The organism is Alteromonas sp. MmMcT2-5, from assembly GCF_022348315.1.
Lineage (GTDB): Bacteria > Pseudomonadota > Gammaproteobacteria > Enterobacterales > Alteromonadaceae > Alteromonas > Alteromonas macleodii.
On sequence record NZ_JAKRFB010000002.1, the window covers coordinates 290563 to 303699 of the forward strand.

At 45.8% G+C, this 13137-nt stretch carries 11 protein-coding genes; 9 read left to right on the top strand and 2 right to left on the bottom strand.

All coding sequences use genetic code 11. The features are described 5' to 3' along the window. Positions 1-155: 155 nt before the first annotated feature. The 5 genes from MHN09_RS03275 to speA all read left to right on the top strand — a co-directional run bounded on the left by MHN09_RS03275 (position 156) and on the right by speA (position 5674). Positions 156-1313 (top strand): NAD(P) transhydrogenase subunit alpha, encoded by a 1158-nt coding sequence (locus tag MHN09_RS03275; protein WP_014980650.1) that lies wholly within the window; start codon positions 156-158, stop codon positions 1311-1313. Positions 1314-1315: 2 nt separating this feature from the next. Further along, a complete protein-coding gene (locus tag MHN09_RS03280; RefSeq protein ID WP_014951245.1) occupies positions 1316-1597 on the top strand; it encodes an NAD(P) transhydrogenase subunit alpha in 282 nt (93 codons plus the stop codon). A gap of 11 nt (positions 1598-1608) precedes the next feature. Beyond that, complete coding sequence (locus MHN09_RS03285) at positions 1609-2997, top strand: NAD(P)(+) transhydrogenase (Re/Si-specific) subunit beta (protein ID WP_239217757.1); 1389 nt, start codon at positions 1609-1611, stop codon at positions 2995-2997. A 185-nt stretch (positions 2998-3182) separates the two neighbouring features. Beyond that, on the top strand, positions 3183-3605 hold the full coding sequence (locus tag MHN09_RS03290) for an arginine decarboxylase (RefSeq protein WP_239217755.1): 423 nt from the start codon (positions 3183-3185) through the stop codon (positions 3603-3605). A 158-nt stretch (positions 3606-3763) separates the two neighbouring features. Further along, positions 3764-5674 (top strand): biosynthetic arginine decarboxylase, encoded by a 1911-nt coding sequence (gene speA, locus MHN09_RS03295; protein WP_014951242.1) that lies wholly within the window; start codon positions 3764-3766, stop codon positions 5672-5674. Between the two features lie 43 nt (positions 5675-5717). Here speA and MHN09_RS03300 read toward each other — a convergent pair whose 3' ends face one another. Next, positions 5718-6866 (bottom strand): serine hydrolase domain-containing protein, encoded by a 1149-nt coding sequence (locus MHN09_RS03300; protein ID WP_039229068.1) that lies wholly within the window; start codon positions 6864-6866, stop codon positions 5718-5720. 300 nt (positions 6867-7166) lie between these two features. Between MHN09_RS03300 and MHN09_RS03305 the strand changes: the two genes are divergently transcribed. From MHN09_RS03305 to MHN09_RS03315, 3 genes are read left to right on the top strand one after another with little or no spacing between them, the layout of a single operon-like run. Next, positions 7167-8609 (top strand): Ada metal-binding domain-containing protein, encoded by a 1443-nt coding sequence (locus tag MHN09_RS03305; protein ID WP_239239106.1) that lies wholly within the window; start codon positions 7167-7169, stop codon positions 8607-8609. A 14-nt stretch (positions 8610-8623) separates the two neighbouring features. Continuing rightward, positions 8624-9172: a methylated-DNA--[protein]-cysteine S-methyltransferase gene (locus MHN09_RS03310; RefSeq protein WP_239239107.1), complete on the top strand. Its 549-nt coding sequence runs from the start codon at positions 8624-8626 to the stop codon at positions 9170-9172. A gap of 33 nt (positions 9173-9205) precedes the next feature. Then, positions 9206-10090 (top strand): DMT family transporter, encoded by an 885-nt coding sequence (locus tag MHN09_RS03315; RefSeq protein WP_014951239.1) that lies wholly within the window; start codon positions 9206-9208, stop codon positions 10088-10090. Between the two features lie 17 nt (positions 10091-10107). On the opposite strand, the gene MHN09_RS03320 is transcribed toward MHN09_RS03315, so the two are convergent. Then, a complete protein-coding gene (locus MHN09_RS03320; RefSeq protein ID WP_014977725.1) occupies positions 10108-11529 on the bottom strand; it encodes a diguanylate cyclase in 1422 nt (473 codons plus the stop codon). Between the two features lie 238 nt (positions 11530-11767). Between MHN09_RS03320 and glmU the strand changes: the two genes are divergently transcribed. Beyond that, positions 11768-13126, top strand: coding sequence for a bifunctional UDP-N-acetylglucosamine diphosphorylase/glucosamine-1-phosphate N-acetyltransferase GlmU (gene glmU, locus MHN09_RS03325; RefSeq protein WP_239239109.1), 1359 nt, complete (start codon positions 11768-11770; stop codon positions 13124-13126). The last annotated feature ends 11 nt before the right edge of the window (positions 13127-13137 follow it).

Consider the following 13137-nt stretch of genomic DNA (forward strand, 5'->3'; position numbering starts at 1 on the left):
GCGGAATAAGGGGTGCTATTCGAAGTAAAATAAATACAGAAATTGCCTGTTCTGTTTTTGATTTCGCTAGAGAATGCTAGGCATAAGTGAATAAAATGGCTTAGTACTGTTTAAAGGGTGTCATTCTCGGATAGCCGGAATGTGAGGAGAAGCGTGTGAAAATCATAATATTAAATGAGTCAAAAGCGCCAGATCCGCTAAATAATGTGGAGAAGCGATGTGCGGCTACACCTAGTAGTGCACAGCGTCTGGTGAAAAAAGGGGCGACCTTACTGCTTGAAGCAGGAGCAGGCGTACACTCAGGGTATTCAGATAAAGAATACAAAGATGTAGGCGTAACTGTCATCGATGATGTGAATGATGCATTATCAACAGCAGATATGCTCGTGGCGGTGAACAAACCCACCGATGCACAGCTAGCGTTGATGAAAAAAGGGGCCATTGTGGTAGGCCATCTCGACCCTTTCTTTCAGCAATCGCTTGTTGAGTCTATTGCAGAAAAGGGGCTAACCGCTATTTCTGTAGAGATGATCCCTCGTTCTTCTCGTGCACAAAAAATGGACGCATTGAGCTCGCAAGCGAGTCTTGCGGGTTACGTAATGGTGATGCAGGCGGCGAATCAGTTGCCATCAATATTACCTATGATGATGACACCGTCAGGAACAATAAAACCAGCAAAGGTATTTATTATTGGAGCTGGCGTAGCGGGTCTTCAAGCCATAGCAACCGCGAAACGCTTAGGCGCAAACGTACTTGCTTATGACACCCGCCCTGTGGTGGCTGAGCAAGTAGAATCGCTAGGTGGCAAATTCCTTAAGATCGACATTGGGGAAACAGGCCAAACGAAGGACGGTTATGCAAAAGAACTGACCGATGAACAAAAAGCGAAGCAGCAAGAAGCGCAACGCGACGCGATTGCCGACTCTGACATTGTTATTACGACAGCGCAGTTATTTGGTCGCAAGCCACCAGTGCTTATCTCAAAAGATACATTAGCACTCATGAAGCCGGGCAGTGTGGTTGTAGATATGGCCGCAACATCAGGTGGTAATGTTGAAGGTTCGGTTGCTGGCGAAACCGTTGAAGTTAACGGTGTAAAGGTAATTGGTAATGGTAACTGGAGCCAGTATGTGGCTAAAGCCGCCACCGACATGTACGCCAATAACATCTACAACCTTGTGGATGAGTTCTTCGACGATGAAACCAAAACCTTTGGGCTGAATTTAGAAGACGACATTCTGGCCGGCTGTGTTATCGCCCACGACGGTAGCATCACCAACGACATGCTTAACAACGCATACAAAGGAGCCTAATCATGGAAATCATTTACCTACTTTTCATCGTGCTACTGGCTGCTTTTTTGGGTTTTGAGTTAATTCGAAAAGTCCCAGCAACCTTACATACACCCTTAATGTCAGGCTCTAACGCGATATCGGGTATTACGTTAGTGGGAGCATTGGTAGCCTCGGGTAGCGACAACAACTTGCTAACGACCATTCTTGGTACCGCAGCGGTGGCGCTGGCCAGCATCAACGTGGTGGGTGGTTATCTCGTTACTGATCGCATGCTTGGCATGTTCAAGAAAAAAGATAAATAAGGAGTACGCAAGTGAGTGATATCGTAACCGTAATAAACCTTGCGTACGTAGTAGCTGCGGCACTATTTATACTAGGACTTAAGTTACTTAGCCATCCAGATACCGCGAAAAAAGGTAACCTTATTTCTGCCATTGGTATGCTGGTTGCTGTCGTCGTCACCCTGCTTGACCAGCAGATTATTAGCTATCATTACATCCTGCTAGGTTTTGTTATTGGTGGCGCCTTTGGTGCGTGGAAAGCCAAGACCGTTGAAATGACGGCAATGCCAGAAATGGTGTCGTTATTTAATGGCTTTGGTGGCGCAGCGTCATTGCTTCTGGGTTGGGCAACATTAGCCGGAATGAGCCTAATTACTCTTAAAACGGAAAGTGCGTTCACTTTTATTACCCTGTTTTTCACAATTTTAGTTGGGGGCATTACGTTCTCTGGCTCGGTGGTAGCCTGGGGTAAGTTGTCAGGAAAAATGAGCTCTAAAGCCGTTATTTTCACAGGGCTTCGCGAGCTAAGCATCTTGCATCTAATTGGCATGGTGGTGATAGGTTATTTCTTTACTACCGACCCAAGCAACCCACTTTGGATTTACTGTGCTATTGCGTTGTCACTAAGCTTCGGCTTGTGGGCTACCATTTCAATTGGTGGTGCAGATATGCCAGTGGTTATTGCGCTTTTAAATAGCTACTCAGGTGTAGCAGCGTCGGCGGCAGGTCTTGCTACAGGTAACACAATATTGATTGTTACCGGTCTACTAGTAGGCGCTTCAGGCTTAATTCTTACCAATATTATGTGTAAGGCCATGAACCGTTCATTGATGAATGTGTTGTTGTCTGGCTTTGCCAAGCCAGTCGAGGCCGGCGAAAAAATAGAAGGCGAGATTAAAGTACTGTCGGCGCAAGATGCATTTTATGTATTAGAAGCAGCGCAAGCAGTACTGGTGGTGCCTGGTTATGGTATGGCGGTTGCGCAAGCGCAGCATGCGGTACGTGAACTTCAGTCGTTGCTAGAGGAAAATGGCTGTACGGTTGACTACGCCATTCACGCTGTAGCGGGGCGTATGCCGGGCCACATGAACGTGTTATTGGCAGAAGCTGACGTGCCTTATGACCAACTATACGAGATGGATGACGTTAACCCTCGTATGGAAAACTATGACGTGGTTATTGTTATCGGTGCAAACGATGTTGTTAACCCAGCAGCCAAAGAGATGAAAGGCAGCCCTATTTACGGAATGCCAGTTATCGAAGCACATCGTGCGAAAACGGTCTTTGTACTTAAGCGTTCTGCGAATGCCGGTTTTGCCGGTGTAGACAACCCGCTGTTTTTCAAAGACAACACGCGCATGGTTCTGGGTGACGCTAAAGACACTATTAACAGCATTATTCGCGAGTTCGGAGACGACTAATACAGCGTATCTTTTTGATACATCTTCTATAAAGGCCTGTTTAAACACAGGCCTTTTTGTTGGGTATTAAACTTAATTATAAAGTACTCAACTATAGTTGTAGTTGATGCTTATCAGCTCTAGTATGTGAATGCTATAGATGTTGAGTTAGCTATTCATATAGTCGCATAGAGATGTACGAATAAATGTCTACGACCCCTTTTCATATTGAGCCGTTTAGAAATTGTATTTTGGTCACGCTTCGTGGCGAGTGGGATATGTCTACCAACATTCAGTACCTTGCTAAGCTTTCTGATTGCTTGAAAACCCGTAAAGGCAGACCCTTTCACTTATTTGTAGACATGCGTAGTTGGCAAATCCCCAATTCTGATACCTTCAATCAAATAAAAGCGCCCATTAAGTTAGATAGGCGAAGTCAGCTCAGCGAGACATGGCTGGAAGATGAAGCAACAGATGCTGATCACATTGCAGAGAAGTTTTTTAGCGCGCCATCAATTAAACTGGGATTTGAACTTGAACGTACTCAAAGCATCTCAGAGTTTATAACCCATTGTGAAGAAAAAGCAGATAACGTCGTTTTAGATTATGTTCGAACTTGGATAGGCTAAAAAAGCCCGCGTTCGATAAACAAAATTCGTCGCGACAATAGATATTTTATATCGCAACAACTATCGCGTTCAGTCTTACGTTGACTATAATACGCTGCTTATTTTCGCACTTTCTATGCTAGGTATTGGCCTAGCCCACTTACAAATAGGTGAATAAATTGTCAGATTGGAGCATCGAAGAAGCGGAGCGCGTCTATGGCGTGTCTCAATGGGGTGGCGGCTATTTTCAAATTGGTGAAAACGGCAACGTCCATATTACCCCTGTTCCTGAAGATCCTAGCATTCGAATCGACTTTAATTCGGTAATTGAAGATATCCGCAAAGAAGGCGTACAGTTTCCTGTTGTTGTGCGCTTCCACGATATTCTGCGCTCGCAAGTTGCAGGCTTGAACAAAGCATTTAGAAGCTCCATCGAAGAAGCCGAATACCAAGGCCAGTACCAAGGTGTGTATCCGGTAAAAGTAAACCAAATGCGCGAAGTCGTTGAGGAAATTGTCGATGCGGGCAAGCCATTTAACTATGGCTTAGAAGCGGGGTCAAAAGCCGAGCTTCTGACTGTGCTTGCCATGAATACCAACGAAGAGTCTCTGACTATCCTAAATGGTTATAAAGACGACGAAGTTATGCGTCTTGCGCTGTTAGGAAGAAAGCTGGGTCGCCGCGTTGTGGTAGTAGTCGAAAAATACACCGAGCTTCTTCTTCTGGTAAAAATAGCCAAAGAGCTGGATATCGATCCTATCATTGGTGTGCGCTCAAAAATGACGGTGAAAGGTCGTGGTAAGTGGGAAAGCTCTGGTGGTGAACGTGCGAAATTCGGTTTAACCATTACTGAGATCATTAACGCAGCCCGCTACCTTGAAGAGCAAGGCATGGCGCACTGCTTAAAGCTGCTGCATTTCCATATTGGTAGCCAATTAACAGACATTCGTGCGGTTAAAGAAGCGGTAACCGAAGGCGCGCGTATTTACGCAGACCTTCACAAAATGGGCTTCGAGCTAGACTATGTTGATGTAGGTGGTGGCCTTGGTATCGATTACGACGGCAGTAATTCAACTAATGAATCGTCGCGTAACTACAGCATGCAAGAGTATGTGGCTGACGTTGTCTATGGCATGAAGGAAATGTGCGACCTTGAAGGCGTACCGCATCCGCATCTGGTTAGTGAAAGTGGACGTGCAATCACTGCGCATCACAGCTGTGTTATCACGGAAATTGTGGGCGAAATTAAGTCGAATGCGTCGCAAATGGATACATCAGCAAAAGCGGGTGAACACTTCTTCCTTAAGAATATGCGCGAACTTGCAGACACGTTTGATGAACAAACGAACATGCATGAAATTTACAACGATGCGTCGCAGTACAAAGAGCAAGCGCTTGATGCATTTAAATTACGCGTGTTGTCACTTGAAGAGCTGGGCAAAATCGAAACGCTGTACTGGCAAATTATGGGTCGCTTACAGCAGTGGTATCGCAACGAAGAATATGTTCCAGAAGAGCTTCAAGAGCTAGATTACAGTTTGTCGTCTCAGTACCTTTGTAACTTCTCTGTATTCCAGTCGGCTGCTGATACATGGGCCATCGACCAGCTGCTGCCGGTAGTGCCTCTTATTCGTATGAATGAAGAGCCAACGGTCAATTGCTCGCTAGTGGATATTACCTGTGATAGCGACGGTAAAATTGATCAGTTCACTATTGGCCGTGAAATTACTGACGTACTGCCAATGCACCCACTTAAGAAAGATGAGCCGTACTACATTGGTCTGTTCTTAACGGGCGCTTATCAAGACGTTATGGGCGACATGCACAACTTGTTTGGTCGCTTAAATGAAGTGCATATTTACAGCTATGACGACGATCCTGAAGACTTTTACATTGAAGAAGTGGTGAAGGGGTCATCGGTAGAAGATGTACTTAACGTTATGCAGTATAACCCGCGCGCAATGGCATCAGACGTAAAACGCATGATAGACAAGCAAGTGTGGGACGGAAAATTGAACCCTCGTGAAGGGGTTCGCTGGACTGATTTTTACGAAAACTGTTTGGCAGGTTATACCTATCTAAAACAGTAGCGTTTAATATCTGAATGAAAGTACCGAAAAGCCGATGCCGATATTACTTATCTGCGTCGGCTTTTTTCAAGTAACGCTTCCAAAACTCGGCTGTCGTTGAATTAATCATATTCGACTCTGCATTCATCAGCATCACATAGCCAACTTTGTGTTCAGGCAAAAACGCCACGTCAGCACGATAGCCTTTTACCCAACCCCCATGATAGTTAAGCTGTAATCCATTTAAGTCGTAAATACGCCAACCCAAACCATAGTGAGCATCGTCAATCATGCCGCGCCAACCTCTGCGGTAGGTTTCACGCTTCGTTTTCACGCGCTCTGTAGTGACATAGTCTACCATTTCATCGGATATGACCGTGGGGAACTCGCCTAGCAGCGCTTGCAGATAAATCGTCATATCTGAAATGCTAGCGTTAACGCCAGCAGCTGGAGAGAACCGGTAGTAGTTGCTTTCTACCTTTCCTTCGCGCCATTTATTTCTGGCGATAGCAATATGAGGTTGAGCCCATGATTCTGATGCAAGCAATCCGCCTTTTCCAACACTGGCTGTTTTCATACCTAGTGGTGCAAACAGGTTGGCCTGAAGCTGTCGTGAGTAAGAGGTATTATTGTTGCTGAAGTAGTATTCCAGCGCACCAAAGAGTGCATTTTGATAGGTATAGCATTCACCCGGCGCACACAGTGGTTCAAGCTCGCCCAGGGATTTAAGCACGCGCTCCAGCGAGTAGTCAGCTTCAATAAGGTTGTCGTAAGCGTTGGGCATAAAGCCACTAGATTGGCCAACGATATGTTGCAGTTGCAGCGCATTCATTCCTTTGCCTTTAAAAGGAATGTCGGGTAATAAGGTGGTTATCGGTGTTTCCCAGCTAAGCTGGTTTTTTTCTACAAGTTTAGCTGACAACAACGCAGTAAAGGTTTTTGAAACAGAAGCTAGCCTGAATACTGTGTTCTCTGTAACTTTCTCTCCGCCGCGTTTGCGGGTACTTCCATATACGTAAACCCTTGGCGCTTTGCCCTGTTCATAAAACACAAACGCATAACCAGGCACGTTGTATTTTGAGGCTTCCTTTTGAACGTAACTAGCATAGTCATCAAGCCAATCCGCAAAAGCGCTTTGTGTAATGACCATTAGCATCGCTATCAGCCAAATTTTAGACAGGCGCAGCTTGAAGGTGCGCAAAGAGTTCAGCATACAGTCAGCTCGTTAAGCCTGTGGTTTTCTGATACATCCATCAGGCGCTCATTATTATTATCGCATTATTATGCGTTTAGCTGCTCCAATGATCAAATGTCGCTAATTATGCTCACTATCTCTTCAATGATTTGATTTATTCTAGCGGTAAGCGAACCGTTGTAAGAATATGCAAGAAAGGAAGAAAAGTTCGACTAGCAAGATTTGTAATTATTGAGTTCTGATTTTGTCGCACCAACAGGGCCAATGCACGATACACTAGATAAAGTGTGATAAACGACAGGTGGGAAGCGCATTCTAATGCCAGACAATCTTTTTGTCTCAGACATGGGGGCTTCAGAAAACTCAACAACTGCTGAGTCAGTGCTTTCAAAAGCAAGACTTAGCAGAGATCCGCGCTTTGACGGACGATTTTTTGTGGCGGTAAAAACAACCGGTATTTTCTGTAGGCCAATCTGTCCAGCGCGACTTCCTAAAGAAGAGAATGTGACTTACTTTCAACACGCCACACAGGCAATGGCACATGGTTATCGTCCATGTTTTCGCTGCAGACCAGACAGTGCACCTCGTTCAGCGGCGTGGAAAGGCGTGGGTGCAACGATTAACCGAGCGTTGTCGCTGCTATCTGTTATTCCCATTGAGCGCGTTGCGGATATTGCTATGCGGTTGGGTATTAGTGAGCGGTACCTAAATAAGTTGGTCGTCAATGCTGTGGGCATACCGCCTAAGCAGTTTCAAAATATGCAGCGCACTTTGTTTGCAAAGCAGCTTATTCAACAAACTCATTTATCTATGACAGATATCGCAATTACGGCAGGCTATCAATCACTGAGACAACTGCAGCGGGCCATAGAGCAATATTGCGCTACGTCTCCTACCCAGCTTAGAAAAAAAGAGCCGGTTCAACAAAAGGCTATCTCTTTATTTCTTTCTTATCGGCCGCCGTACAATTGGCCCTATGTACGAGATTTCTTGGCAACTCGCGCTATTGAGGGCATGGAGCGAGTAACGAACGAGAGCTATGAACGATACTTTTCATGCAATGAAAGTTTAGGCTTTTTTAAAGCCATTCACGACGAGGCGCGCCACGGATTCAAACTTCTCATCGACATGCCTGATTTAGGTCGTCTTCATACGATAATTGAAAATATAAAGCAGGTACTAGATCTTCACGCTGACCCGATTTTAATTGAACAAAGCCTATTGCAGTCTGGGCTACCGCCGAGCAAGTTAACGCCTGGGCTACGCCTTCCCAGTGCATGGAGCGTATTTGAAAGCGGCTGCCGGGCTATTGTAGGCCAGCAAGTTAGTGTAAAAGCGGCTATTGGCCAGGTGACTTTACTGGTACATCAGCTGGGCGAAACGGTATCTGATGCGCTCCCGTCAAACGGTCTTGAATCTATAACGAGTGAACGCTACAGCTTTCCCTCGCCTGAAAGTGTGGCCGAAGACAGTCTTGAATTCTTACGTATGCCACAGGCGAGAAAAGAGGCTGTACGTCACTTTGCTCGTTTATTCATAAACGGTAACATGCCAAGCCATGAAGACATACTCGCCATTAAAGGCGTGGGGCCGTGGACGCTCGACTATTTAAAAATGCGGGGGGAGAGAAACCCTGATATTTACCTTGGCGGTGATTTAATCGTTCGTAAAATGGCGCAGCAGTACCCCATAGCGCCTGAAAAAGCGGCACCTTGGCGCAGTTATTTAACCCTTCAATTGTGGCAGTTAAGCAATCAGTAAAGAGAGTCGTAAGTATGAAATATACAGATTTCGTGAACAGCATACAGGGGCTTGTTAAAGTTGAAGCCACTGATGAAGGCATAACGGCTATCGAGTTCGTGAGTGCCGCTAAATCAGATAATACGGCCAACGCAAAGCAGGGTGGTATAGGCAGAGAAACTGCAGCGCAAGAAAGCGTGCTAAGCAACGACTTTCATTCGCAAAAAAACGCCATCACCGAAGCAGCGTGCAGTCAGTTACAAGCATACTTTGACGGTACGTTACGCGAGTTTGACCTACCGCTTTGCCCTAAAGGTACGGCGTTTCAGAATCAGGTGTGGGATGCTTTGCAGCACGTTAAATACGGCGAAACCGCTAGCTATTTAGATATCGCAAAAGCCATTGGCAACCCAAAAGCTGTCCGCGCCGTGGGTATGGCAAATGGTCGTAACCCTATTGCTATTGTTGTGCCTTGCCATCGTATAATCGGAAGTAATAAAACCCTAACGGGCTATGCAGGTGGTTTACCGCGTAAGCAGTATTTACTTAATTTAGAAGGAGCCCAAGGGGTGCTGGGGCTATAAAAGAATGGGTGATAAGAAAATGGTGATAAAAGAATGGCAATAAGAGACATTATCTCGCTGCTGGTGTTAGCCGGTATCTGGGGCGGTTCATTTATTTTCATGCGTGTTGCCGCACCAGAATTTGGCATTTATGTATTAGTAGCCATTCGTACCGTGCTTGCTACAGCGGTATTGCTACCATTGCTGTTAATACGGGGGTCGGTAAAAGACATAAAGCGCCACTGGTTGGCCATTGCGCTGGTGGGCATGGCTAACACGGCGGTTCCTTTCGTCCTGTTTAATTACAGCAGCCTGCATTTAGAGGCAGGGGTGAATGCCATTTTAAATGCCACGGCTCCCATGTTTGGCGCCATTGTCGCTTGGCTGTGGTTAGGTGACAAACTAACAAAGTCAGCAGTAGCGGGGCTTTTTGTAGGCTTTGTAGGTGTAACCGTTATTAGTCAGCAAAAGCTCGGCGAGGGCGATATTAGTTTTCTTCCTATTTTGACTGCATTATTGGCCACCACTGGCTACGGGATAGCGGCGTGTATGATGAAGAAATGGTTGCAGGGGGTTAAACCTCTGGTTGTCGCTACAGGTAGTCAGGCTATGGCCAGCGTGATGCTAGCACCCTTCGCGCTTGCGACCTTGCCAGAAACAATGCCAAGCGTGAATGCATGGGTAAATGCGGTAGCGCTGGCTGTCGGTGGCACGGGCATAGCGTATATCTTGTATTTCAAACTCATAGCTGACATCGGCCCAGCCAAAGCCATTACTGTAGCTTACCTAGTACCACTATTTGGCATTATTTGGGGTGTACTGTTCTTGCAAGAGCACTTATCAATTCAAACCATTGTGGGTGGTTTAATGATTTTGTTCGGTGTGGCGTTAACCACAGGCGTTCTCAAAAGAAAACGCCTTAAGGTTAAACCTGCTTAGATTGAATCAAACCTGGGCTAGTCTATCAGCTGCATTCTTACTAAATTGCTGCCGTCGCGCTTGGCTTGATAAAGCGCGTCTTCCGCGTGCGCGGTTACTTCGTGCATAGCGCGCGGTGACGCGGTGTAAGATATACCAATAGACGCTGTAATAAGCAGTTCTGGTAACTCTTGTAGCGGCGGCAAGGTTGCGATGCCGTGACGAAGATTTTGTGCCATATCAAAAGCCACATGCGGGCCGGTATGTGGCAATAGAATAATGAATTCTGCACTGCTCCAGCGTCCCAATACATCCTGCTCGCGCAAGTGCTCAGCCAAGTAGGCCACAACTTTATCTAATAAGTCGTCGCCTGCGTTTCTGCCGTGAGCGTCGACAATGTCAGAAAACTCATCAATGCTAATCAGCATCACGCTTAATGACTTATGTTCAGCCAGCAACGTTTTGTAGATAAGCTGTAAATTCTCTTTTTCTGGAAGACGGTTGGTATGGCGAACAACCAGATCTGGCTGCATGTCTTTTCTGAAGTAATACAACAGATTGTAGATAAGTAAAAACAGCGAGAATACAACAACCAGTAGTGTTACAACGCTGAATATAAATGCTTGTGAAATTTCAGCCTGGCGTTCTTCAAGTGGACTAAGTAAAAACACCGTCCAACCAAATTGATTAAGTTTTACTTCGGCAATAAGGTAATCATTCTGGTCGATAGTCACTAATTTATTGTTGAGTGCCTGCTCGTTCTGGATAGTAAGGGGAAGGCTGGCATACCAAGGCAATTCTGACAAATTGGTAAAATCAGAGTAAGACGCAATAAGATTAGGATCAGAAGACAGCATAATGTCACCCTCACCATCTACAAACAAAAAGTCGTAGCCGTACTCTTGCTTATAGGTATCGAAGACCTCGATAAAACTGCGCAGACTCTTTCCAACACCAAAGAAGCCCAAGAAGCGGCCATCTTCATCGTGGATCTTTATATCAATATAGAAATGGGTGTCTTCCCATTTACCGATATCTGCCACGGCATCGGTAGGGTAGTCCTTGTACTTGAAATACCAGCTTACTTCCCCTTCAATCAGGTTAATTATGCTGCCATCAGAATTATATTGTTTTCTGTCTGCCTCGCTGGCAATAAAGAAAGACAACCCAAACTCATTTTCAAGACGATCCAATGTTTTGAAAACAGCCTCTTGGTCAATCGTTTCTCCATCCATCAAGTCTACTAACTCGGTAGAATGCCCCAAAGCTTCTGAAATATGGAGTGGTTTTAAAAGTTGCTCCACAATAAGTGAGATTGCGGGCGAAAGTGACTGTTGTTGCGCGCGACTCTGCTCGGCAACAATCTTGGAAATACTAAAATGTACCAGTGTAACGATAGCGATAACCACTACCGCGAATAACACTAAAATGCTTCTATGCAGTGTTCTAAATGTGTTCACAGACTGCGCATGCTCCCTTGCCTGACTGAACTTTACCTATAATGGTAAGTATACCTGTTGCAATATTGAACTACTAGGTGACTATCATTAACTTTAGACTAAATAACAATGAAGGAAAACACCTAGTTTTCGCACTCTGCAAATAGCTTTTGATCACGAATGAACCGCTGACATATGCTATTTCCTTGGTTACACTATGCTCCGATTTTTCATTCTCTTTGCGAAATAAAGGAATTATATGGCTTTCTCAGTGGTTGTTTTAGCGGCGGGTAAAGGTACTCGTATGAAATCATCGTTGCCCAAGGTGTTACACAAAGTAGGTGGTGTACCTATGGTGCAGCGGATTATCAACACAGTAAAATCACTGGGTGCTGACAATATTCATTTGGTCTACGGTCATGGCGGCGACCAGCTTAAGGCAACGGTTGTTGAAGATAATCTAAACTGGTGCTTACAGGCCGAACAGTTAGGTACAGGCCACGCTGTTCAGCAAGCGGCACCTCATATTAAAGACAATGAAGACGTGCTTGTTCTGGTTGGCGACGCGCCACTTATTCGCGAAGAGACACTAAGTGCGTTAAAAGCTGTGAAGGAAAGCTGTGATTTAGCACTGCTCACTGTAAATCTAGACGACCCAACAGGCATGGGCCGTATTATTCGTGAGAATGACAACATTACCGCGATAGTTGAGCACAAAGACGCCACTGATGCCCAGCGTGAAATTAAAGAAATTAACACCGGTATGATGATGATGTCTGGTGCTGATCTTAAGCGCTGGTTGGGCGAGTTAAGCAATGATAACGCGCAAGGTGAGTATTACCTTACCGACGTTATTGCCATGGCAGCGGCCGAAGGCAAGCGAATTCAGTCAGCACAGCCACAGTCTGCGGTAGAAGTGGAAGGCGTTAATAATCGTTTGCAGTTAGCTAACCTGGAGCGCGCGCTTCAGCGTCGCCAAGCCGAGGAGCTAATGACCAATGGCGTGACCTTGCTGGATCCTGCTCGTTTTGACTTACGCGGCCAGCTTGAAACCGGTAACGACGTAATTATCGACGTTAACGTTATTGTTGAAGGTAAGGTGACACTTGGTAGCAACGTCAACATTGGTGCAAACTGTATTCTGCACAACTGTACTATTGCCGATAACGCTGTAATTGAAGCTAATTCTATTGTTGAAGAAGCCAGTGTAGGTGAAGCCTGTACGGTCGGGCCTTTCGCTCGACTACGCCCTGGTGCAGTAATGCAGAAAAATGCCAAAGTGGGTAACTTCGTGGAAATGAAGAAGGCTATTTTAGGCGAGGGCGCCAAAGCGAATCACTTAACCTACCTAGGCGATGCAGAAGTGGGTGCCAAAGCGAACATTGGCGCAGGCACAATTACCTGTAACTACGACGGTGTGAACAAGTCCAAAACCGTCATCGGCGACAATGCCTTTATCGGCTCAAACTCGTCGCTTGTCGCGCCTGTAAACATTGGCAAAGGGGCTACTGTAGGTGCTGGTTCCGTGATCACGTCAACCGTAGACGAAGACGCGCTAGCCGTTGCCCGCGGTAAGCAGCGCAATATTCCAAATTGGCCGCGCCCGACAAAAAAATAAAGACGTATCCT

Bases quoted from the DNA above. Each gene is read 5' to 3' on its own strand.
- MHN09_RS03280 (WP_014951245.1), top strand. From the start codon at position 1,316: ATGGAAATCATTTACCTACTTTTCATCGTGCTACTGGCTGCTTTTTTG.
- MHN09_RS03290 (WP_239217755.1), top strand. From the start codon at position 3,183: ATGTCTACGACCCCTTTTCATATTGAGCCGTTTAGAAATTGTATTTTG.
- MHN09_RS03300 (WP_039229068.1), bottom strand. From the start codon at position 6,866: ATGCTGAACTCTTTGCGCACCTTCAAGCTGCGCCTGTCTAAAATTTGG.
- MHN09_RS03305 (WP_239239106.1), top strand. From the start codon at position 7,167: ATGCCAGACAATCTTTTTGTCTCAGACATGGGGGCTTCAGAAAACTCA.
- MHN09_RS03310 (WP_239239107.1), top strand. From the start codon at position 8,624: ATGAAATATACAGATTTCGTGAACAGCATACAGGGGCTTGTTAAAGTT.
- MHN09_RS03315 (WP_014951239.1), top strand. From the start codon at position 9,206: ATGGCAATAAGAGACATTATCTCGCTGCTGGTGTTAGCCGGTATCTGG.
- glmU (WP_239239109.1), top strand. From the start codon at position 11,768: ATGGCTTTCTCAGTGGTTGTTTTAGCGGCGGGTAAAGGTACTCGTATG.